Below are 21225 nucleotides of genomic sequence, written 5' to 3'. Positions count from 1 at the left end.
CGTGAGGACCATTGACTGGGCTGACGGCGCCGTCGAGCTCGTGGACCAGACGCTGCTGCCCGACAAATGCGTGATGCTCCGCATCCACACGGTGGACGAGCTCATCGACGCCATCCAGCGGCTGGCCGTGCGCGGCGCGCCCGCGCTCGGGGTGGCCGGCGCCTTCGGCGTCGTGCTGGCCGGTGGCGACCCGGCCCAGATCGCCAGGCTCCGCGCCGCCCGGCCCACCGCCGTCAATCTCGCCTGGGGCGTCGACCAGGCCGCCGCCCACCTGCCCGAAGGCCGCGAGGCGGTGCTGGCCGCCGCGCTGCGCGTGCGCGACGACGACATCGCCGCCTGCAAGGCCATGGGGGAGCGCGGCGCCGACCTGCTCGAAGGCGACCGGCTGCGGATCATGACCGTGTGCAACACCGGCGGGCTCGCCGCCGTCGAACGCGGCACCGCGCTCGGCGTCGTGCAGACACTGCACGAGCGGGGACGGCTGGCCGAGGTGCTCGCGCTCGAGACCCGTCCCCTGCTGCAGGGGGCCAGGCTCACCACCTGGGAGCTGGCCAGGATGGGGGCGCCGCACCGGCTCATCGCCGACTCGGCGGGACCGTATCTGCTGACCAAGGGCGAGGTGGACGCGGTGCTCATCGGCGCCGACCGCATCGCCGCCAACGGCGACACGGCTAACAAGATCGGCTCGTACGCGCTCGCGCTCGGCGCGGAACGCGCCGGGGTGCCGTTCATCGTGGTCGCGCCCGAGTCCACGATCGACCAGGGCACGCCCTCAGGCGACCACATCACGATCGAGGACAGGGGCGCCGACGAGGTCGTGTCCTTCTGGGGCGTGCGCGTGGCGCCCGAGGGCACACCCGTGCTGAACCCGGCCTTCGACGTGACCCCGCACGACCTGATCACGGCGATCGTGACGGACAAGCGAGTGATCAGGCCTTAGGAACCAAATCTCCGATCTCCCGGACCTGTCCGCTTCGACCGCGTTACGCTCGGTGTCCCCGACGACTCTCCCGGAGTTCACCGTGGCCATTGACCTGGTGTTGCGGCGCGACTGGAACGCTCGCGCGCCGCGTGGCGCCTACACGCAGCTTGACTCGACCAAGGGCGTGAAGGTCCACTACACGGGCGGCCGGGTCAATCCGGGCATCGTGTCCGACCACGACGGATGCGTCTCGCTGGTGCGGTCGATCCAGGCCCATCACATGGACGGCAACGGCTGGATCGATCTGGGCTACTCGTTCGTGGCATGTCCGCACCAGAAGGTGTTCGAGGGCCGCGGGCTGCACCACCTGCCCGCCGCGAACGGCCCGGGACTCAACACCGGCCACTACGCCGTGCTGGGGCTGGTGGGCAACGCGGGGCTGGTGCAGCCGCCCGACGGGGTCCTGCACGCGATCCTCGACGCCGTCCAGTACGTGCGCGATCAAGGCCACGCGGGCAGGGAGGTCAAGGGGCATCGCGACGGCTACGCCACCGACTGCCCCGGCGACCCTCTCTACGCCTGGGTGCGCCGGGGCGCGCCCCGGCCGGGCGGCACCGCGCCGCCCCGGCCCGGCCCGGTGGCACCGCCCTTCCCCGGCCGGCTGCTGAAGTATCCCCCGGTGATGCGTGGGGAGGACGTGCGGACCTGGCAGCGGCAGATGCGCACGCGGGGCTGGGACCTGGACGTGGACGGCGCGTACGGTCCCGGCTCGCGCGACGTGTGCCGCCGGTTCCAGCGCCAGCAGGGGATCGAGGACGACGGGATCGTCGGGCCGCTCACGTGGCGGCTGGCTTGGGAGGCCCCCGCCCGTTGACAGGGGTGACCCGGGGGTACTGGTCACCCGGCGTTGCGCCTACTATCCGAATCATGGAGCTGGCAGCGGGATTCGAGCCCACGACCCGGGACGGCTGGCGGGCGCTCGCGATGCAGGTGCTGCGCAAGTCCGGGATCGAGGCGGGTTCGCCGGAGGAGGCCCTGTCGCACGCCACGTATGACGGGCTGACGGTGGCGCCTCTCTATGACATGGACGACCTGCCCGAGGATCCCGGGCTGCCCGGGGCGGCACCGTACGTGCGCGGGTCGCGGGCCGTCTCCGGCTGGGACGTGCGGCAGCGGCACGCCGTGCCCGACGCCGAGGCGGTGCTGGCCGACCTGGAGAACGGCGTCACCTCGTTGTGGCTGGTCGTCGGGGACGGCGCGATCCCGGTCGGCGCGCTGGAGACGCTGCTCGCCGAGGTCTCCCTCGACCTGGCGCCTGTCGTGCTGGAGGCCGGCGTGCTGGCGCGCGAGGCCGCCGAGGCGCTGTTGCGGCTGGCCGCCGCGCGCGGCACCGCGCTCAGCGGCAACCTGGGGGCCTCGGGCGCCGTGGGAGCGGAGCTGGCGCTGCGGTGTGCCGCCGAGCTCCCTAGCTCGGCCGGGCTGCGGGCCGTCACCGTGGACGCCACGCCCTACCACGACGCGGGCGCCGGCGACGCCGAAGAGCTCGGCTGCTCGATCGCGCGGGGCGTCGCGGAGCTGCGGGCGCTCAGCGGGGCCGGGCTCTCTGTTGAGCAAGCGCTAGGGCAGATCGAGTTCCGGTACGCCGCCACCGCCGACCAGTTCGCCACCGTCGCCAAACTGCGGGCCGCCCGCCGGTTGTGGGCCAGGGTCGCCGAGGCATGCGGCGCCCCCGAGCACGGGGGGCAGCGGCAGCACGCCGTGACCAGCTCGGCCATGATGACCTCCCGCGACCCTTGGGTGAACATGCTGCGCACCACCATCGCCTGCTTCGCCGCCGGCGTGGGCGGCGCGGAGGCGGTGACCGTGCAGCCGTTCGACGCCGCGCTCGGGCTGCCGGACGCGTTCTCGCGCCGCATCGCCCGCAACACGCAGTCGCTGCTGCTGGAGGAGTCGGGGATCGGGCGGGTGATCGACCCGGCCGGAGGCTCCTGGTACGTGGAACGCCGAACGGCCGACCTGGCGGAGCGGGCGTGGGCGTGGTTCCAGGAGATCGAGGCCGCCGGCGGCCTGGACGCGGCCGCGGGACTGGTGTCCGAGCGCATCGCCGCCACGCGCGCCCACCGCGCCGCCGACATCGCCCGCCGCCGCTTCCCGATCACCGGAGTCAGTGAGTTCCCCAACCCGGGCGAGAAGCCCCTCCGCCGCACCCCGGCCCCCGAAGCGGGAAGGCAGGCGGCGGGCGAGGCCGGGTTGCCGAAGGTGCGCTACGCCGAGGAGTTCGAGGCGTTGCGGGACCTCGCCGACGCCCAGCCGGAGCGGCCCAAGGTGTTCCTGGCCACCATCGGCCCCGTCGCCGCCCACACCGCGCGGGCCGCGTTCGCCGCGAACCTGTTCCAGGCGGGCGGCCTGGACACCGAGACCGCGGGGCCCGGTGCCGACCCCGAGCAGATCGCCACCGCCTTCGCCGTCTCCGGCACGACCGTCGCCTGCCTGTGCTCCAGCGACAAGCTCTACGCCCAGCACGCCGCCGCCGTCGCCGTGGCGCTGCGCAAGGCCGGGGCGAGAAAGGTGTGGCTGGCGGGGAAGGGGCACTACGACGGCGTGGACGCCAACCTCTACGCGGGCTGCGATGCGCTGCACGTGCTCCGCACGACCTTCGACGACCTGGAGGTGACACGATGATCCCGGACTTCTCCGGCATCCCGCTCCACCCTCTGCCCGAGCAGGGGGCGGGGGAGCCGAAGCCCGAGGGCGAGGTCTGGGAGACGCCCGAGGGCATCGCCGTCAAGCCGCTCTACACCGCCCGGGACCTCGAGGGACTGGACTTCCTGCGGACCTATCCGGGCGCGCCGCCTTACCTGCGCGGCCCCTACCCCACCATGTACGTCAACCAGCCGTGGACCATCCGCCAGTACGCCGGCTTCTCCACGGCCGAGGACTCCAACGCCTTCTACCGCCGCAACCTCGCGGCCGGCCAGAAGGGCCTGTCGGTGGCCTTCGACCTGGCCACCCACCGCGGCTACGACTCCGACCACCCGCGCGTGGCCGGCGACGTGGGCATGGCCGGGGTGGCGATCGACTCGATCTACGACATGCGGCAGTTGTTCGACGGGATCCCCCTGGACCGGATGTCGGTGTCGATGACCATGAACGGCGCCGTACTGCCGGTGCTGGCGCTGTACATCGTGGCCGCCGAGGAGCAGGGTGTCGCGCCGGAGCAGCTGGCGGGGACCATTCAGAACGACATCCTCAAGGAGTTCATGGTCCGCAACACCTACATCTACCCGCCGGCGCCGTCGATGCGGATCATCTCCGACATCTTCGCCTACACCAGCGAGAAGATGCCGAAGTTCAACTCGATCAGCATCTCCGGCTACCACATCCAGGAGGCCGGGGCGACGTGCGACCTGGAGCTGGCGTACACGCTGGCCGACGGCGTCGAATACCTGCGGGCCGGGGTCGCGGCCGGGATGGACGTCGACAGGTTCGCGCCGCGACTGTCGTTCTTCTGGTGCATCGGCATGAACTTCTTCATGGAGGTCGCCAAGCTGCGGGCCGCCCGGCTGCTGTGGGCGAAGCTCGTCGCCGGTTTCAACGCGAAGAATCCGAAGTCACTGAGCCTGCGTACGCACTCCCAGACCTCCGGATGGTCGCTGACCGCGCAGGACGTGTTCAACAACGTCGTCCGCACCTGCGTCGAGGCCATGGCCGCCACTCAGGGCCACACCCAGTCGCTGCACACCAACGCCCTCGACGAGGCCCTCGCGCTGCCCACCGACTTCTCCGCCCGCATCGCCCGCAACACCCAGCTCCTCCTCCAGCAGGAATCGGGCACCACCCACGTCATCGACCCCTGGGGCGGGTCCTACTACGTCGAACGCCTCACTCACGACCTGGCCGAACGCGCCTGGACCCACATTCAGGAGGTGGAGGCCGCCGGCGGCATGGCCAGGGCCATCGAGGCCGGCCTGCCCAAGCTCCGCATCGAGGAGGCGGCGGCCCGCACCCAGGCCCGCATCGACTCCGGGCGGCAGCCGGTGATCGGCGTGAACACCTATCGTGCCGAGAGCGACGAGGCCATCGAGGTGCTCAAGGTCGACAACAGCGCCGTCCGCGCCCAGCAGCTGGAGAAGCTGGCCAGGCTCCGGGCCGAACGCGACGACGTGGCCGTGCGGCACGCGCTCGACGCGCTCACCAAGGCCGCCGACAACCCGGCGCCGGGACTGGGCAACAACCTGCTCAAGCTGGCCGTGGACGCCGCCCGCGCCAAGGCCACGGTGGGCGAGCTCTCCGACGCGCTCGAGCGGGTGTTCGGCCGGCACGCCGAGCAGGTCCGTACCATCACAGGGGTGTATCGCGACGAGTCGGGCTCCGCCGCCAACATCGAACGCGCCCGCCAGGCCTGCGCCGACTTCGAGCGGGCAGAGGGCCGCCGCCCGCGCATCCTGGTGGCGAAGATGGGCCAGGACGGCCACGACCGCGGCCAGAAGGTGATCGCCACCGCCTTCGCCGACCTGGGCTTCGACGTGGACGTCGGCCCGCTGTTCCAGACGCCCGAGGAGGTCGCCAGGCAGGCCGTCGAGGCCGACGTGCACATCGTCGGCGTCTCGTCGCTGGCCGCCGGGCACCTCACCCTGGTGCCCGCGTTGCGCCAGGCGCTGGCCGACCTCGACGCGGCCGACATCATGATCGTCGTGGGCGGGGTCATCCCGCCGGACGATCACGACGAGCTGCGGGCCGCGGGCGCCGCCGCGATCTTCCCGCCGGGCACCGTGATCGCCGACGCCGCACTGGATCTGCTCGAGGAACTCAGACGTCGTCACACAGCGTGACCGAGATGGACCGCTGAATGAGGATGGGAGAGGTGATCCGCAGCGTGACGCGGTGCGTGCCGCCGGCCGTGCCCGTGAGGTTGCGCGGGGAGGTGAGGTAGCGCTGGCCGTTCTCGGAGATGACCGCGGAGGAGCGGGCGACCGCGGTGCCGTCGATGAGCCAGGCATACCTGAACGTCAGCGGGTCGCCCGTCCGCGCCACCAGCGCCTGCAGCGTCACCTGGCCGCCTGCCCAGCACTCGCCGTCGCGCGTGCCGCCTGCCCGCAGGGAGACGACCCTGAGCCGGCCGGTCACGGCGGCGGGCGTCGTCTCGGTGGTGGGCGTGCCGGGGGTGGGCGTCACGGTGTCAGCCTTCGACGTGGGGGTCGTGGGGGTGAGCCACACGATGGCGGCGGCTAGCGCCAGGACGGACACACCGGACACCAAGGCGATCATCACGGTCTTCACCCGTCGCCGGCCGGACCGTTTCCGCGCCTTGCCGCCGCCGCCCGGCTGGCCCGCGACCAGGATGTCGACGAGCGTGGAATGCTGCACGAGAGCCTCACCCGCCGGCTGCGCCTCGCCCGCCGCCGGCCCGTCCGCGCCCGCATACCGGGTTTCGGCGGTGTCGCCGTTCTCGGCGTATCCGCCGGCGGTGTGCTGCGCGGCGCCGGGGTGCCCGGCGGTGGTGAGGAGCCCGGCGGCGGCCAGTGGCGGGTCCACGGGGGCCGACAGCGGGACCCGGCCCCGGTGCGAGGCGGAGGGCTGGCGCCGGTCCGCGCCGTGGTGTGTCGCGGCGGCCGCGTCGTGCTGCGATGCCCGGCCGGGGTGCGCCGAATCCACCCGCGACGCGGGAGCGGTGCGCGGCCCGGCGTCATGCGCCGCGCCGTGGTGTGCGGGACGTGCCGGGTGCTGACCGGAGGCGTGCACCGCGCTCGGCCGCGCGGCCGGGGGAGAGCGATCGGCCGCAGGAGTCGCGTAGTCGTCGTCGGGGGTGCCGGCCGGGTGGCGGCGCGGCCGGTCCGGTCCTTCGCCGCCGATCAGCCGCAGCAGGACGTCACGCATCGCGGGCCGGCCGGCGGGTTCCTTGGCCAGGCAGGCGGCCACGACGTCACGCAACGGCCGCGGCAGGTCGTCGATCCGCGGCTCGTCACGCAGGATCCGGTTGATGACGGCGGGCAGCGAGTCGTCCCCGAACGGCGGCACCCCCGTGGCCGCGAACACGACGACCGACGCCCACGCGAACACGTCCGCCGGCGCCTGCGCCGCCTTCCCCGCCAGCTGCTCCGGCGCCATGTACGCGGGTGTGCCCACGATGTTGCCGGTCGCGCTCATCCTCGGCCCGAACGCCCCGGCGATGCCGAAGTCGACGACCCGCGCCCCGTCGGACCCGATCAGCACGTTCGCCGGCTTGAAGTCCAGGTGCAGCACGCCGGCCTGGTGGATGGCGTCCAGCGCGGTCGCGGTCGCCACGGTGAGCCGCTGCAGCTCCACTCCGCCGAGCGGCCCCGCCTGCTGCAGCGAGCGCCCCTCCACATACTCGGAGACGACGTACGGCCTCCCACCGGCCGACCCGTCCAGCACCCGCGCGAGGCAGAACGGCTCGACCTTGCGCGCGGCCGCGATCGCCGCGGCGAGGCGGTCGCCCCCGGCCAGCCCTTCACGCAGCACCTTGACGGCGACAGGGGTCCCATTGCGGGACTGGCCGAGGTAGACGACACCGTGGCCGCCCGCGCCGAGCCGCCCGACCAGCCGGTACGGCCCCACAGCCGCCGGGTCGCCGTCGCGCAGGGGTTCGACGTTGGGCATGAGGGGAGTGACTCCTGTGACGGCTGAGAAGAGAACTCCAGCACCATACTGGCAAATGTCAAGACTTGTCAGAAGTTAGCCTGATCAAACAGAAGAAAGGGGCAAGCCGGGTGCACGCGCTGGAGGACTACGCCGGGGGCGTACGGGCGGGCTCACGTACGTGGATCGCCCGCGCGATCACCCTGGTCGAGTCGACCAGGCCCGACCACATGGCCCTGGCCCAGCGCCTGCTCGTCGAGCTCATGCCACGCACCGGCCATGCCTGCCGGGTCGGCGTCTCCGGGGTGCCGGGCGTGGGCAAGTCCACGTTCATCGACGCGCTCGGCACGCTCCTGACCGGGCAGGGGCACAAGGTCGCCGTCCTGGCCGTGGACCCGTCCTCCACCAGGACGGGCGGCAGCATCCTGGGCGACAAGACCCGCATGTCCCGCCTGGCCGCCGACCCGGCCGCCTTCATCCGCCCCTCGCCCACCTCGGGAACCCTCGGCGGCGTCACCAAGGCGACGAGGGAGGCGATGGTCGTCGTCGAGGCGGCCGGGTTCGACGTCGTCCTGGTCGAGACCGTCGGCGTCGGGCAGTCGGAGACCGCGGTGGCCGACATGGTGGACACGTTCCTGCTGCTCACCCTGGCCCGCACCGGCGACCAGCTGCAGGGCATCAAGAAGGGCGTGCTGGAGCTGGCCGACGTGATCGCGGTCAACAAGGCCGACGGCGAGTACCAGCTGCCGGCCAGGAAGGCGGCGCGGGAGCTGGCTGGCGCGCTGCGCATGCTCCGCTCGGACTCCACCCCGCCCCCCGTGCTCACCTGCAGCGGCCTCACCGGCGACGGCCTGGAGCGGCTGTGGCGGCAGATCCTGGCCCACCGGGAGTCGCTCGACCTGGCCGCCAAGCGCCGTGCTCAGCAAGTCGGCTGGACGTGGACCCTCGTCCGCGAGCGGCTGCTGTCCGAGCTGCGCAACGACCCCGAGGTGGCGGCGATCAGAACGGAGGTCGAACGCGAGGTCCTGGCGGGCGAGCTGACCCCGTCGCTCGCGGCCGACCGCCTGCTGTCCGTCTTCAAACGTCCCTGATCGGCTCCCGCCGCGCCCGGCTATGCTGACCCCGATGGACGTCAAGGCGCTCCTGCGCGACCACCCGGACTGGCTCGCGCACCTCGAATCCCTGGGCGGCTTCGACGTCGCCTTCCCCGACGATCTGCCGTCGGAGCTGCTCAGGCTCACCGTCCCGCACGAGGACGTCAACGCCGTCCTCGCGGCCCGCCCCGAGCCGGGCACCCCTCAGTGGTGGCTGGCCGAGCGCTGCGCGCACTCGCTGGTGTCCACGATGGGCAGCCTGGACCACGCGCCGCCGTTCCAGCCGCTGCCCGAGCTCGGCCCCTACTTCTACGTGTACGTCTACCTCGCCGCGCTTCCGCACACCCGGCGCTACCACCGCGAGCTGGGCGTGCCGGAAGAGGTGTCCTGGGCGACGTTCGCCGACCTGGGACGCAACATGGCGGTGCACCGCAAGCGGCACGGCACGGGTGGGCTGCACGCGCCCCAGTGGTTCATGCTGCACGCCAGGGGCCTGCTGTTCGAGCTGGGCCGGCTCCAGTTCAACCGGAGCCGGCTGGGCACGAGGACCGGAGCGGCGGTGCGCGCGGCCGGGCTGCCCGCAGGCCCCGGGGACCCGGCACTGGGCGTGCACATCCCCGACTTCCACGGCCCGTTGACACCCGAGGCGTGCGACGCGTCGTTCGCGCGGGCCAGGAGTTTCTTTCCGCGGCACTTTCCGCAGGAGCGCCAGCACGTCATGGCCTGCGCGTCGTGGCTGCTGGACGACCAGCTCGCCCGCTACCTGCCGGCCGGCTCCAACATCGTGGCCTTCCAGCGGCGCTTCCGCCTCCTGCACCGGCTGGAGGACGCCGAGACGCTGTCGTTCGTGTTCGGCGCCGACGCCGCCGACCCGGCCGCGCTGCCCCGCCGGACGAGTCTGGAGCGGGCGATCGCCGACCACCTGGCGGCCGGCGGCACCTGGCACGGCCGGGTCGGCTGGCTCCCCTTCTGACGCCCTCCGCCGGCCACCAGCTCGTCCGCGCGCTAGCCCTCGTAGAAGGAGTCCAGCGTCTCGCCGTAACGCTCCTCGACCGCCTTGCGCTTGATCTTGAGGCTGGCCGTCAGCTCGCCCGTCTCCACCGCGAAGTCGTCGGCCAGGATCGCGAACTTCTTGACCGTCGCGTAGCTGGCCTCGCCCGCGTTGACCTGGTCGATCGCCTTCTGGACCTCCTCGCGCACGCGCGGGTGCCCGCTCAGCTCGCGCGGGTCCTCCGGCAGGCCCTCGGCCTGCGCCCACGGCCTGGCCACGTCCATGTCCAGCGTGACCAGCGCCGTGACGAAGTTGCGCCGGTCCCCGTGCACGAACACGTGTGACAAGTACGGGCAGGCCGCCTTGATACGCGCCTCGAGGTATGTCGGCGCGACGTACTTGCCGCCCGAGGTCTTGATCAGCTCCTTCTTGCGGTCGGTGATGCGCAGCCGCCCCGCCTCGTCCAGCTCGCCGATGTCGCCCGTGTGCAGCCAGCCGTCCTGCAGCGCCGCGGCCGTCTCCTCCGGCAGGTTGTGGTAGCCGCGCATGATGCCGCGCCCGCGGATGAGGACTTCGCCGTCGCCGGCGACGCGGACCTCGGTGCCCGGCAGCGGCGGGCCGACCGTGCCGAACTTCATCGAATCCGGCAGGTTGAAGAAGTTGCCCGCCGACGACTCGGTCAGGCCGTAGCCCTCGAGGATCGGCAGGCCGGCCCCGTCGAAGAATTCGGCCATCTCCATGGACAGCGGGGCAGCGCCGGAGACGAAGAAACGGATCCGGCCGCCGAACCGGTCGCGGAGTTTGGCGAAGACCAGGCGGTCGGCCAGGGCGTACTCGAGGCGGGTGGTGAGCGGGATGGCCGCGCCCCGCTGGCGGGCCCTGCTGACCCTGATGCCGGTCGCGCGCGCCCAGTTGAAGATCTTCAGCTTCAGGCCGCCCTCGCGCTGGACCGTGGCGGCGACCGTGTTGTGGATCTTCTCGAAGATCCGCGGCGCGGCGCCCATGAACGTCGGCTTGACCACGCCGAGGTTCTCGGCGATCTTGTCGAGGCGGCCGTCGATCGCCGTCGGCACCCCGATGTCGATCATCACGACCTCGAGCAGCTTGCCGAAGGAATGTGACAGTGGCAGCCACAGGAAGTGCAGGTCGGTGGGGGAGATCAGGTCGAGCCGGCGGACCGCGTCGGCGACGTAGAGCCAGTTGTCGTGGGTCAGCTCCACGCCCTTGGGCCGGCCGGTGGTGCCGGAGGTGTAGATGAGCGTGGCCAGGTCGTCCTCGGCGATGGCGTCGACCATCGCGTCGTAGTCGCCCTCCTCGGCAGGCAGCGCGCCGAGCGTGACCACCCAGCCGTCATCGCTCGGCGAGCCGTCGATGACCACCACGTGGGTGACGCCGGGCAGTTCCTTCTGCACGGACCTGATCTTGGCGACCTGGTCGTCGTTCTCGGCGATGACGATCGTGCTGCCGGAGTCCGTGATGACGAAGGCCGACTCGGCGGCCGTGTTGGACGGGTAGATCGTGGTCGTGGCCGCGCCGGTCGCCAGCACGGCGAGGTCGGTGAGGATCCATTCGAGCCGGGTCGAGCACAGGATGGACACCCGCTTGCCCGGCCCTGCCCCCAGCTTCGCGAGGCCCAGCGCCAGCCCGCGTACGCGTTCGCCCACCTCCCGCCATGAGATCGATTCCCAGTCGCCGCCGGAGGGCACTCGATACGCCTCGGCGTCGGGGGTGGCCGCGATCCGGTCGCGGAGCAGGGCGGGGATGCTCGACATGCCTGGCCTCCTGGAGAGTGTTGACCAGACTTTAGGACGACAGGAGCGGATCAGTCGATGGTTGCGGCCCGGCGCGTGCGCGGCGGGACCATGGCGACCGTTCCTGACGTGCGCACCTCCCACGCGCCGCAGCTGCAGCGCAGGTAGGAGACCAGGCCCTCGGAGGTGCGGTGTGATGAGACGACGGTCAGGGCGAGCGGATCGTGCAGGACTCTGGAGTGCATGGCTCCCAGCCTGATGTAATGGCCTTATGCATTTCAACGCTTACGGCGGTAACGGGGCGGCCCTGGCGGCGGCGCTGGTCAACGCGACCGACTTCAGTCCGCGCGCGGTCGAGTCGATGCTGACAGAGCACCGGCTCCTGCGGGGCGCCGTCACGGCCGCGCAGGCCCAGGAGCTGCGGGCGTGGGCGCGCCTGCTCGACCCGGTGTTCGGCGAGGCCGACCAGGACGCGCAGATCAAGCTGATCAACGACCTGCTCGACGTCACCGCGTCGAAGCCGTACGTCAGCGCCCACGACGGACGCGAGCCCCACCTGCACTTCTACTCGCCGGACGCCGACATCGTCTCCAGGGCCAAGGACACGACCGCCGGCGGGCTGGCCATGTGCATGTCGTTCGCCGGCGGCGGCCGCCTGGGGCGGTGCGACCGGGAGGGGTGCGGGATCGTCTACGTCGACACCTCGCGGAACGGGCGGCGCCGGTTCTGCTCGCTGGCCTGCGCGAACAGGGTCAACGTGGCGGCCCACCGGGCGCGCCGGGTTGCCAGCTGATCGGGCCGTCGCCTACGCTGGCTGACGTCTTATCCCCGACCCGTGAGGGCAGTTGATTTGAGGATCTGAGGTCGCGGGCACCGCGCCGTTCCGCCCTGTCGTGGGCATTTGCGCGCACACCTGGACCTCTGGCGACCTCTTCGCCCTCTGTCGTGGACGATACGAGTTCCTTGTGCGTTGCGCGCTTCGCGGTGATTCCCGCCAAGTCACGAAATTTCGGGTTTTGTGATGGGAGCCGCCTTTATGTCTTTTTCTATCGTCGTCGACCACGTCTCCTTCGGCTGGCCGGACGGCACCAACGTCCTTGACGGGCTCGACGCCGCCTTCCCGGCCGGCCGTACCGGGCTCATCGGGGTCAACGGGTCGGGCAAGTCCACCCTGTTGAAGATCATCGCTCGGGAGCTGGTCCCGCAGTCCGGGTCGGTCTCCGTGTCCGGCGTGGTGGGATACCTGCCGCAGAACGTGCCGCTCGCGGCCGCCCGTACCGTCTCCGACCTGCTGGAGATCAGCGGCAAGCGGGCCGCGCTGCACGCCATCGAGAGCGGCGACGTCGCCGAGGAGCACTTCACCGCGATCGGGGACGACTGGGACGTCGAGGAACGCGCCAGGGCCGAGCTCGACCGGCTCGGCCTGGACCACATCGGGCTGGACCGCACGGTCGGCACGCTGTCCGGCGGCGAGACCATCATGGTCGCGCTCGCCGCCCAGCTGCTGAAACGGCCCGACGTCCTGCTGCTCGACGAGCCCACCAACAACCTCGATCTCGACGCGCGCGAGCGGCTCTACGCCGCCGTGTCCGCCTGGGCGGGCGTGCTGGTGGTGGTCAGCCACGACCGCGCGCTGCTCGGGCTCGTCGACCAGGTCGCCGAGCTGCGCGAGGGCGTCGTGCGCATGTACGGCGGCAACCTCGCCGACTACGAGGACCAGGTCGCGGCCGAGCAGGAGGCCGCCCTGCGCACCGTGCGCACCGCCGAAGGGGACGTGCGACGGCAGCAGCGCGAGCTGGTCGAGGCCAGGATCAGAATCGACAGGAATATCCGGGCCGGCAAGAAAGCGGCCGCCAACAACAAGGCGCCGAAGATCGTCGCGAACGGGCTCAAGCGCAAGGCCCAGGTGACCGCGGGCAAGCAGCGCACGCTGCACCTGGAGAAACTGGAGGAGGCCCGTGACCGGCTGAGCGAGGCCGAGCAGTCGGTGCGTGACGACGCGGAGATCCGCATCCAGTTGCCGGGCACCGAGGTGCCGGCCGGCCGTACGGTCCTCACCCTGCCCGTCGGCGATCCCGGGAAGGCCCCGGCAGAGGAGGAGGAGACGCGGGTGACGGTGCTGGAGACGCTGGTCATCCGCGGGCCGGAGCGGATCGCACTGCTCGGGCCGAACGGCTCCGGCAAGACCACGCTGCTCAAGCGGATCGTCGAGCACGGCGCCCACGTGCCGGTCCGCTACCTGCCGCAGCGGCTCGACCTGCTGGACGACGCGCTGAGCGTGATGGACAACGTGCGCGCCGTGGCGCCGTCCACCTCGGTCAACGAGGTGCGCGCCCGCCTGGCACGTTTCCTGTTCAGGGGCGAGCGCGTCAACCAGGCCGTCGGCACGCTCTCGGGCGGCGAACGGTTCCGCGCCACGCTCGCCGCGCTGCTGTCGGCCGAGCCGCCCCCGCAACTGCTCCTGCTGGACGAGCCGACCAACAACCTGGACATGCCGAGCATCCGCCAGCTGGCCCAGGCGCTGTCGGCCTACCGGGGCGCGCTCATCGTGGCCAGCCATGATCTGCCGTTCCTGGAGACGATCGGCATCACCCGCCGCCTGCGGCAGGACCGGGAGGACGGCCTGATGGAATCGTGATTGACGGGCAGGGAGCAACCGGGCGATAGTGTGGCAGGTGGCTGCACCCCGGTTGATCTCGTGCGTTCTCGCTTTAGCGACACTCACGCTCAGCGCGTGTTCCCCCTCCGTGCCGACCCCTGAGGGCGGCGAGCCGAGGGTCAGCGGCGTCGCCGGCGGCACGGGCGGCGCCGGGTCCGACGGCGGCAGCACGCCGAGCAGCAGCCCGAGCCCGGCGGCGCTCACGCCCGAGGCATACAAGGCCGAGCTCGACAGCAGGCACAAGTCCCTGTCCGGCGCGATCAGCGCCCTGGCGGGCGCGCGCGACGTCAAGGCGCTGGACCAGCGGGTGACCAAGGCCGAGGAGGCGCTGAGCGGGGCCGCCGACGCGCTGGGCGCCCTCAACCCGCCCGACACCGTACGCGCCCAGCACGACGCGTACGTGGCGAGCCTGCGGGACTTCGCCACCGAGCTGGGGTCCACGGAGGGCAAGGTCGGCGCCAGGGACCTGTGCACGTCGTCGGCCGTGCTCACCGACCTCGACGACAAACTGGCCGCCCTCGACGAGGCGGGTGAGGCTCTGCAGAGCGCCGGCGACTACCCGGCGGACATCGTGAACGTGAAGGCCGGGCGCAAGCAGACCAGGCGGCTGAGCAACGGCTCGTTCGTCCGCAAGGGCAGCACGCTCAACGGCCGCAGCTCACTGGAGATCGACAACGGCGCCCCGCGCGACGCCGTGGTCACCGTCGTGCGGGGCGGCAGCAAGGCCTTCAGCGTGTACGTGCGCAAGAAGGCGAAGTTCAAGGTCCGGGGCGTGCGGGACGGCAGCTACAAGATCTTCTTCACGCACGGTGTGGACTGGGACGGCAAGAGCAAGGCGTTCACCCGCGAGTGCAGCTTCGAGCGGTTCCAGAAGGCGGTGACGTTCAAGACCACCTTCACCGCCACGCAGATCCGCTGGCACGACTGGCGGGTCACGCTGCACGCCATCTCGGGCGGCAACGCCCGCACGGCGCCCGTGGACCCGGGCGACTTCCCCAGCTGAGGCTCGGCAGGCGTCAGGGCCGCGTACCCGCCCGGTGCCGCGGCCCTCGCCTCGCCGATGAGATCAGGTCGAGAACAGCATGCCCACCCAGCTGCGCTGCCGGTGGTGGCCGTAGTGGTGACCGCCGCCGTGCGGCGCGCCCCAGGCCGGGCCGGGGGCGGCGGGCGGCGGGGGAGCCGCGTGGTACTGCGTCTCCATCCTGGTCAGCGTCTCCAGCTCGCCGTAGTCGAGGAAGATCCCCCGGCAGTTGTCGCACTGCTCGATGTGGACGCCGTTGCGCTCATAGGTCCGCATGTTCCCGCGGCACTTAGGGCACTGCATCTAAGTCGCTCTCCTTGGTTGGGGCTTGCAGGATGAAACCTACCGCGCGCAACCCCGTCACGCTCGGACGATTCTGTTGCACGACTCGACTAACGAGTGTTCGACCTCGTCGAGTTCCCGCCCGTCGCGCTCGGCGTTGACCACGGCCACCGCGGCCAGCTGCACGGTGAGCGCCCTGGCCGGCACGTCGAGCCGCCGCCACGGGTCGTCCCCCCGCCCGAGCGCCGGCCCGCCGGACGCCAGGTACGCGCCGAGGAACCGTTCCCACACCGCCGGATCCAGCAGCCCCGCGGCGTACCAGGCGGCCGGCCTGGCCAGGTCCCACGCCGGGTCGCCGACGCCCAGGTCGTCCACGTCGATGAGCAGCCAGCGGTCGCGGCAGACAAGCTGTCCCAGGTGCCAGTCGCCGTGCGTCAGCAGCCCGGGGGCGGGCGCCGACTCCGGCAGCTCCTTGAACGCCCGCCTGATGAGCTGCTCGACGGGCCCGTCACCGGTCATGCGCCCCACCGCGCGGGCGGCCCGCGCCGGCCCTCCGGCGGCGGGCAGCGCCGGCAGCAGCGTGAGAGGGATGGCGTGCAGGGCGGCCAGCAGCCTGGCCCCTTCCTCCCAGGGCGCCGCATCGGGGTCGTCCTGCGCGACGGGGCTGCCGGCGGGCCAGACCGTCACGGCCCGCCCGCCGGTCGCCAACACCTCGGGGTGCAGCGGGGCCAGCATGACGCCGCTGACCGCGGCCGAGGCGGCGGCCCGCAGCCGGACACGCAGGGCGTCGGCGTCGTCACGGGCGGAATGGGCCTTGACCACGACCTCGCCTCTGCGGAGCACGACGACGTCCGTGCGCGTCGGGTGTAACACGGGCGCTCCCGCGCCGCCGTACCTGGCGGCTATGCCCGCCAGCGCCTCCTCCAGACCCACTCGTACAGACTATTCGGCGGTATGGGCGGTTCATGCCGCCGGACGCGACCGCCGGATCGGGCCAAACCCCCGACCAGACCTGCGGTAACGGCGGCCCGCCCACGTTCGGCGTGGGCCATCGTGTGCCAGTCGATGGCGCTGAGTGCCGCTGGTTGCGGAATGCGCGCGGAATGATCTTGCCGATTTCCCGCCCGCCGCTCGTATGAGCGCGGCGCAGTGATGGCGCCGGCCAACGCGGGCCGCCTACAACAGCCCCAGCACGGCACACCAGCGTGCGCCGCGCCTGTGGGGGCGGGCCCGCACGCACATCTCCACGTTGTACGTCCGGCAGGCACGCACCAGCCATCCAACGACCCGGGCACTCCACGCATCACCTGGCAGGCGGACCACCGCCGTGTCGGAGCTGCCCAACCTCGTTGGCACGCTGCCGCGGCACTTATCGCCACCGCGCGGCATGCGCCGGGCCGGCTCGCAACAGCCATGGCTGCGAACCCTCAAAGGACCCAGAGGTCTTGGAACTGCGCTGCGACGGTACGCCAACCTCATGCGAGTCGCCAACCTCATCTGCTGGAGCGCGGATTGGGAGACGATGTGCTCCCGCCCGAAGATCAACCGGATCGTCGAGGTGACTGGCCTATCCAAGGCGACTGTGAAGCGCTGGGTGCGGTGGCTCAGACAGCGCGGCGTGCAGCGAGGTGTCCGGGTCGGTGCCGGGCACGGCGATTAACTGCCAGTACACCGACAAGCCAATTCCCAACCCCGGGGACCCGGTCGCCCAGCACGGCGAGTTCTCCCAGGGCCGCTACACCGTCACCATCGTCGCGCCCCTTCTAAGCATGAGCCTCGATGATGAGCGTGCCTACGTACCCAGGCTGCGGCGCTGGCTCCACCTGAGCGTGCACGTCTCCGAGCCCCTGCTCAGACAGCATCCATGCCCATACTTTCCGGCTCGTAGACCCACCGGTAGATCCATGTTTGTGGCCCTTTGAAGCCTGCCCCCTACATGCCCTTGATGCCGTAGCTGCCCGGGACGGCCGGCGCGCACGACATCACGAGCTTGCCGCCCGGGGTCAGCCGGTCAGGCCGTCCGAGTCGTCACAGCACGCCAACCGAAGGCGACAGCGCCAGTCAGCAGCACCACCCCGGACAGCACGCCGCTGACGAACGGTACCCAGGCGACGGCGGCCGTCAACGCCAGAACCAGACCGCCGCCACCGAGCAGGGTGAGAACCACGCCCGGTACGGCGATGCCCCAGTCCTTCCAGACCGGCGCCAACGCGATGAAATGCACGCCCACCACCAATGCCACCCACGCCACGTTGGCCTGCTCAGGATGTTCCCAGGCGGCCAGCATCCGAAGCCCGCCGAAGAGCAGGATCGCCTCGGCGGCGACGACGATCAGGTAGCCACGACTGAACATGTTCCGCTGGGGGCGCGCGGCGGAACGCTCCCTCCGGGCGGTTACAAACCACATGCCGATGACGCTCGCGGCCGCCACACAGGCGGCTGCCCGCAGAAGGTTCACGGTCAGGGCGTTCAGCGGGCTCTGCGCGTTGACGACGACGAAGACCGCGCCGAAGATCGCGCCAACCAGTAATCCAGTCATTCGCTGCATGACGTCATCGAACTGCGCCCGAGACGCCGTCCGCATGGGGGCTGGGGCGAGAACGTGGTCGGGTTGGCACTACCTCACTGTGCCGCGCAGGTAGGCCAGCACCGCCAGCACCCGCCGGTTGTCGTCGGGCGTCTCGGGCAGCTTGAGCTTGGCGAACACGCTGGCCACGTGCTTGCCAACGGCTGCCTCCGTGATCGACAGGGCGCGCGCGACGGCGCTGTTGGAGCGCCCATCCGCGATCAGGGCGAGCACCTCGCGCTCGCGGATACTCAGCCTGTGGGTCGGCTCGTCGACCTCCCTGGCCTTGGCCCAGGTTCGCTCGAACAGGTCGATGAGGGCAGTGAGCAGACTCTGCTGCCTGATCACCAGAGTGCCCGGCGCGTAGACGAAGGGGGCCATCCGCAGGAACGCCACCGCGCGATCGAAGATGAGCACCTGCTGAATCGGCTCGTCGACGACCCGGTGCAGGTCACCGGAGGCATGCAACTGCCTGATGCGGGCCGCCTTGCGAGGCTCGTCCAGCACGCTCGCGTGGACGATCGTGCGCATCGTCATGCCACGTTGCAGGGCATCGAGCACCCTGCGCCTGCTCTTTTGCTCCTGGGAGCCCTGCTCCATCGAGCCCAAGGGGTGCATGGCGCGTAGCTCGCCGGCCGCGGGGACGGCCTGCGCGATCTGCTGCCGGGCGAGCGCGTCGTCATCCACCCGCTCGACGTCGACGGGGATTCCTCGCAGTTCGCCCACCACCTCTTCCAGACGATGGACAAGCTGGGCCAACGACACGCTGTCGTTCACACGTCTCCCTCGGGTCCGCAATGGTGAATGGGGCAATGCAATATAGTGCCGTGCTCGCCATCTGACGGCTGATAGGTGAAGCCCCCTTCTCGGGTGTGGGAGTCGGTTCCACATCAGCAGGCATGTGGTGGCGTATGCGACGTCGGACGGCTCGCCGTGACCCATCCGCCCGAGACCGCGCTGGAGATCGGTCCTCAGCTCGCAGACGGTGACGAGATGGCGGTCGGTCGGCCGAGGCGTTGACTCACTCGGCGGTCTTCTGACCCGGACCGAAACCACATCCCTTTGTCAGCAGCCTTGGGTATGTGCGCTGCGGGGTTACGGATTGTCCGGTAGCAGCCCTGGTTTATAGTGCGCCTCCCGGTCAGGTGGAGGCGAGCCGGCGTCCGAGCATCCGAGCGAGGGCGATGCGGGTGAGCCAGCCCAGGCCGGCCGTGAAGAGTGGCGGCCACACGATCGGCCCGAAGGTGTAGCAGACCAGCACCACGAGCGGGATCCACACGCGGTTCACGGCTTGGTAGAGCGCGCCGGGCGGGCGAACCCCGGCGAGCCGCGTCAGATCGGGTAGCACGAAGAACACCAGCGCGGCGGCCGTAGTCGGCAGGCCGTACTTCTGGCTCTCGAAAACGGCGAACCCGGCCAGGAACAGCGCGAGAGCGCCCCAGGCGATCCTCTTTGGCAAGCTGCCCACTCGGGGGCGGCTCGGCGTCGCGGCGTCGCGCGGGGGTTCAGTGGTCACGCGCACAGCGTAGAGGTGACCTTCGGCAGAACGCGAGCGAAGTCTCGTAGATCCGCGAGGAGATCACCAAATGGACGGAGGAGCAGCAGTGAGGGCATACCGAGCCAAGTTGATCGACCTGCTGACCGACCCACATGACGGCTCCGCGGCGTGGTCTTCGTCACCCGCCGTGGTGTCTGTGCTTACCTTCTTCTCTTCGCCCGAAGGCAGTTTGATGAAGGCCTGGGCGGTGACGGGGGTGTTCATGCCGAAGATCATGTCGGTGTACAGGGGGGCCGACCAGGAGTTGGGCATCTTCAGGCGGGAGTTGCGCCAGGAGGGGCTGATCCACTCGCGTGGCCGGTTTGGCCGGTTCGTCGGCCCGGAGGGCACGCCGGTGCGGCGGGAACCGACGAAGGGGGAGACGATCGCCGAGGAGATCGCGTCCCGGATCGAGTCACGTCGCTACCTTCCGGGGGAGAAGCTGCCGGGGGAGAAGGCGCTGGCCGCCGAGTTCGGCGTGCACTGCAAGGTGGTGCGGGCTGCCCTGACTCGCGTCGGCCAGACTAGGGCGCATGAGAATCGGTTTCGCCGTACCGCAGTCAGGGCCCTGGGCCACACCCGAGAACATGCGCCGCATCGCCGTGCGGGCCGAGGAGCTCGGCTATCACGATCTGTGGACGTTCCAGCGGCTGCTGTACCCGGTCGGGCATCCGATGGGCCCGACCTACCGCAGCGTGCACGACCCGATCGCCACGCTGGCGCACCTGTCGGGCGTGACCGGCCGCATCGGGCTGGCCGTGGCGGTAATCAACGCGTACGTGCCGCCGGTGCTGCTGGCCAAGCAGCTGGCCACGCTGCAGACGCTGTCCGGGGGCCGGCTCACGGCGGGGATCGGCCTCGGCTGGTTGCCGGAGGAGTTCGAGGCGTCGGGTGTGGGCATCGAGCGGCGGGGGCGCAGGGGCGAGGAGTTCGTCGAGGTGCTGCGCAAGGCGTGGACGGATGACGTGGTCGAGCATGAGGGCGAGTTCTACCGGGTGCCGCCGGCCCACATCGACCCCAAGCCCGTGCCGGGGCCGCCGCCGATCCTGCTCGGCGGCACCGCCGAGGTCGCGCTGCGGCGCGCCGCGCGGCTGGCCGACGGGTGGGTGAGCTCCAGCAGGGAGGACCTGTCGGCCATCGCCGGGCGGGTGGAGCTGATCACGTCGGCGCTGGCGGAGTCCGGGCGGGACGCGGCCGCGTTCAGGTTCGTGTGCCGCGGCGTCACCCAGGTCAGGGACGAGGCTGGACGCCCGCTGACGGGCCCGTACGACAAGATCAGGCGGGACCTGGACGAGCTGGCCGCCGCCGGCGTGACGGACGTCTTCCACGACCTCAACTTCGACCACGAGATCGTCACCGCCGACCCGAAGGAGGCCATGCGCCGGGCCGAGGAGGCGCTGGAGGCGCTGGCGCCCTAGCCGCCGCCGTACGGGACCGTGATGATCTCCAGGTTGTGGCCGTTGGGGTCGGACCAGTAGAGCCCGCGGCCTCCGTCGTTGGTGTTGATCCGCTCCGGCTCCTGGTGGAACGGGTCCGCCCAGAACGTGAGGCCGCGCTCCTTGATCCGGCCCTGGATCTGGTCGAATTCCTCCTCGCTGACGAGGAACGCGTAGTGCTGCTGGGGCACCGGCCCGTCGACCTGGACCACGTCGAGCGAGACGTCGTTGCCCAGCGTGACCACGCGGAACGGGCCGTAAACCGGTGCCGGCTCGAGGCCGAGCACGTCGACGAGGAAGGCGGCGGTCTCGTCCCTGTCCTTCGCCGGCACGATGGTGTGATTGAGATGGACAGCCATACTTCGA

General features: G+C 71.2%; 19 protein-coding genes and 1 pseudogene. 11 read left to right on the top strand and 9 right to left on the bottom strand.

Annotation, left to right across the window (positions count from 1 at the left end; translation table 11 throughout):
- The first annotated feature begins 1 nt into the window (after position 1).
- Genes mtnA through scpA form a run of 4 tightly spaced genes read left to right on the top strand, consistent with a single transcriptional unit; the run spans position 2 to position 5754 of the window.
- Entirely contained in the window at positions 2 to 940 is a 939-nt protein-coding gene (gene mtnA / locus Q9G87_RS20725; protein WP_305918053.1) for an S-methyl-5-thioribose-1-phosphate isomerase, read from the top strand.
- 52 nt (positions 941 to 992) lie between these two features.
- On the top strand, positions 993 to 1796 hold the full coding sequence (locus Q9G87_RS20720) for a peptidoglycan recognition protein family protein (RefSeq protein ID WP_305918052.1): 804 nt from the start codon (positions 993 to 995) through the stop codon (positions 1794 to 1796).
- 53 nt (positions 1797 to 1849) lie between these two features.
- Entirely contained in the window at positions 1850 to 3604 is a 1755-nt protein-coding gene (locus Q9G87_RS20715; RefSeq protein ID WP_305918051.1) for a methylmalonyl-CoA mutase subunit beta, read from the top strand.
- Positions 3601 to 5754, top strand: a complete 2154-nt coding sequence (gene scpA / locus Q9G87_RS20710; RefSeq protein ID WP_305918050.1) for a methylmalonyl-CoA mutase — start codon at positions 3601 to 3603, stop codon at positions 5752 to 5754. Before Q9G87_RS20715 ends, scpA begins: the two co-directional genes overlap by 4 nt.
- On the opposite strand, the gene Q9G87_RS20705 is transcribed toward scpA, so the two are convergent.
- The gene (locus Q9G87_RS20705; protein WP_305918049.1) at positions 5732 to 7543 is read right to left on the bottom strand and encodes a serine/threonine-protein kinase; all 1812 of its coding nucleotides are present in this window, start codon (positions 7541 to 7543) and stop codon (positions 5732 to 5734) included. The two genes, scpA and Q9G87_RS20705, sit on opposite strands and share 23 nt — an antisense overlap.
- Before the next feature lie 110 nt (positions 7544 to 7653).
- Here Q9G87_RS20705 and meaB point away from each other — a divergent pair, with 110 nt between their 5' ends.
- Positions 7654 to 8613 (top strand): methylmalonyl Co-A mutase-associated GTPase MeaB, encoded by a 960-nt coding sequence (meaB, locus tag Q9G87_RS20700; RefSeq protein WP_305918048.1) that lies wholly within the window; start codon positions 7654 to 7656, stop codon positions 8611 to 8613.
- Positions 8614 to 8647: 34 nt separating this feature from the next.
- The gene (locus tag Q9G87_RS20695) at positions 8648 to 9589 is read left to right on the top strand and encodes an acyltransferase domain-containing protein (protein WP_305918047.1); all 942 of its coding nucleotides are present in this window, start codon (positions 8648 to 8650) and stop codon (positions 9587 to 9589) included.
- 32 nt (positions 9590 to 9621) lie between these two features.
- Here Q9G87_RS20695 and Q9G87_RS20690 read toward each other — a convergent pair whose 3' ends face one another.
- Both Q9G87_RS20690 and Q9G87_RS20685 read right to left on the bottom strand, forming a co-directional pair.
- Positions 9622 to 11379 (bottom strand): AMP-dependent synthetase/ligase, encoded by a 1758-nt coding sequence (locus Q9G87_RS20690; RefSeq protein WP_305918046.1) that lies wholly within the window; start codon positions 11377 to 11379, stop codon positions 9622 to 9624.
- Positions 11380 to 11429: 50 nt separating this feature from the next.
- The gene (locus Q9G87_RS20685) at positions 11430 to 11603 is read right to left on the bottom strand and encodes a hypothetical protein (protein WP_305918045.1); all 174 of its coding nucleotides are present in this window, start codon (positions 11601 to 11603) and stop codon (positions 11430 to 11432) included.
- A gap of 26 nt (positions 11604 to 11629) precedes the next feature.
- Between Q9G87_RS20685 and Q9G87_RS20680 the strand changes: the two genes are divergently transcribed.
- The 3 genes from Q9G87_RS20680 (at position 11630) to Q9G87_RS20670 (ending at position 15020) form a co-directional block, all read left to right on the top strand.
- Positions 11630 to 12151: a CGNR zinc finger domain-containing protein gene (locus Q9G87_RS20680; RefSeq protein WP_305918044.1), complete on the top strand. Its 522-nt coding sequence runs from the start codon at positions 11630 to 11632 to the stop codon at positions 12149 to 12151.
- Between the two features lie 243 nt (positions 12152 to 12394).
- Positions 12395 to 13996 (top strand): ABC-F family ATP-binding cassette domain-containing protein, encoded by a 1602-nt coding sequence (locus tag Q9G87_RS20675; protein ID WP_305918043.1) that lies wholly within the window; start codon positions 12395 to 12397, stop codon positions 13994 to 13996.
- Between the two features lie 109 nt (positions 13997 to 14105).
- A complete protein-coding gene (locus Q9G87_RS20670; RefSeq protein WP_305918042.1) occupies positions 14106 to 15020 on the top strand; it encodes a hypothetical protein in 915 nt (304 codons plus the stop codon).
- 63 nt (positions 15021 to 15083) lie between these two features.
- Here the strand turns inward: Q9G87_RS20670 and Q9G87_RS20665 are convergent, their stop codons facing one another.
- From Q9G87_RS20665 to Q9G87_RS20645, 5 genes are all read right to left on the bottom strand, one after another.
- Positions 15084 to 15341 (bottom strand): TFIIB-type zinc ribbon-containing protein, encoded by a 258-nt coding sequence (locus tag Q9G87_RS20665; RefSeq protein ID WP_305918041.1) that lies wholly within the window; start codon positions 15339 to 15341, stop codon positions 15084 to 15086.
- Between the two features lie 57 nt (positions 15342 to 15398).
- Positions 15399 to 16253 (bottom strand): phosphotransferase family protein, encoded by an 855-nt coding sequence (locus Q9G87_RS20660; protein ID WP_305918040.1) that lies wholly within the window; start codon positions 16251 to 16253, stop codon positions 15399 to 15401.
- A 1078-nt stretch (positions 16254 to 17331) separates the two neighbouring features.
- Positions 17332 to 17868: a hypothetical protein gene (locus tag Q9G87_RS20655; RefSeq protein WP_305918039.1), complete on the bottom strand. Its 537-nt coding sequence runs from the start codon at positions 17866 to 17868 to the stop codon at positions 17332 to 17334.
- Between the two features lie 69 nt (positions 17869 to 17937).
- Complete coding sequence (locus tag Q9G87_RS20650) at positions 17938 to 18663, bottom strand: helix-turn-helix transcriptional regulator (protein ID WP_305918038.1); 726 nt, start codon at positions 18661 to 18663, stop codon at positions 17938 to 17940.
- A 364-nt stretch (positions 18664 to 19027) separates the two neighbouring features.
- Positions 19028 to 19402, bottom strand: coding sequence for a hypothetical protein (locus Q9G87_RS20645; RefSeq protein WP_305918037.1), 375 nt, complete (start codon positions 19400 to 19402; stop codon positions 19028 to 19030).
- 70 nt (positions 19403 to 19472) lie between these two features.
- Between Q9G87_RS20645 and Q9G87_RS60710 the strand changes: the two are divergent.
- Positions 19473 to 19925 (top strand): annotated as a pseudogene (locus tag Q9G87_RS60710) (GntR family transcriptional regulator); the annotation flags it as partial.
- 31 nt (positions 19926 to 19956) lie between these two features.
- Entirely contained in the window at positions 19957 to 20841 is an 885-nt protein-coding gene (locus Q9G87_RS20640) for a TIGR03619 family F420-dependent LLM class oxidoreductase (protein ID WP_305918036.1), read from the top strand.
- On the opposite strand, the gene Q9G87_RS20635 is transcribed toward Q9G87_RS20640, so the two are convergent.
- Complete coding sequence (locus Q9G87_RS20635) at positions 20838 to 21218, bottom strand: VOC family protein (protein ID WP_305918035.1); 381 nt, start codon at positions 21216 to 21218, stop codon at positions 20838 to 20840. The two genes, Q9G87_RS20640 and Q9G87_RS20635, sit on opposite strands and share 4 nt — an antisense overlap.
- Positions 21219 to 21225: the final 7 nt, after the last annotated feature.

Source organism: Nonomuraea turcica, from assembly GCF_030718205.1.
Classification (GTDB): domain Bacteria; phylum Actinomycetota; class Actinomycetes; order Streptosporangiales; family Streptosporangiaceae; genus Nonomuraea.
This window is presented reverse-complemented; position numbering and strand designations above follow the sequence as displayed.

What these genes read in the sequence shown, in the direction of transcription:
- Q9G87_RS20640 (WP_305918036.1), top strand. Translation starts at nt 19,957, where the DNA reads ATGAGAATCGGTTTCGCCGTACCGCAGTCAGGGCCCTGGGCCACACCC.
- scpA (WP_305918050.1), top strand. Translation starts at nt 3,601, where the DNA reads ATGATCCCGGACTTCTCCGGCATCCCGCTCCACCCTCTGCCCGAGCAG.
- Q9G87_RS20675 (WP_305918043.1), top strand. Translation starts at nt 12,395, where the DNA reads ATGTCTTTTTCTATCGTCGTCGACCACGTCTCCTTCGGCTGGCCGGAC.
- Q9G87_RS20685 (WP_305918045.1), bottom strand. Translation starts at nt 11,603, where the DNA reads ATGCACTCCAGAGTCCTGCACGATCCGCTCGCCCTGACCGTCGTCTCA.
- Q9G87_RS20655 (WP_305918039.1), bottom strand. Translation starts at nt 17,868, where the DNA reads ATGCAGCGAATGACTGGATTACTGGTTGGCGCGATCTTCGGCGCGGTC.
- Q9G87_RS20680 (WP_305918044.1), top strand. Translation starts at nt 11,630, where the DNA reads ATGCATTTCAACGCTTACGGCGGTAACGGGGCGGCCCTGGCGGCGGCG.
- Q9G87_RS20690 (WP_305918046.1), bottom strand. Translation starts at nt 11,379, where the DNA reads ATGTCGAGCATCCCCGCCCTGCTCCGCGACCGGATCGCGGCCACCCCC.
- Q9G87_RS20695 (WP_305918047.1), top strand. Translation starts at nt 8,648, where the DNA reads ATGGACGTCAAGGCGCTCCTGCGCGACCACCCGGACTGGCTCGCGCAC.
- Q9G87_RS20705 (WP_305918049.1), bottom strand. Translation starts at nt 7,543, where the DNA reads ATGCCCAACGTCGAACCCCTGCGCGACGGCGACCCGGCGGCTGTGGGG.
- Q9G87_RS20635 (WP_305918035.1), bottom strand. Translation starts at nt 21,218, where the DNA reads ATGGCTGTCCATCTCAATCACACCATCGTGCCGGCGAAGGACAGGGAC.
- Q9G87_RS20665 (WP_305918041.1), bottom strand. Translation starts at nt 15,341, where the DNA reads ATGCAGTGCCCTAAGTGCCGCGGGAACATGCGGACCTATGAGCGCAAC.
- Q9G87_RS20715 (WP_305918051.1), top strand. Translation starts at nt 1,850, where the DNA reads ATGGAGCTGGCAGCGGGATTCGAGCCCACGACCCGGGACGGCTGGCGG.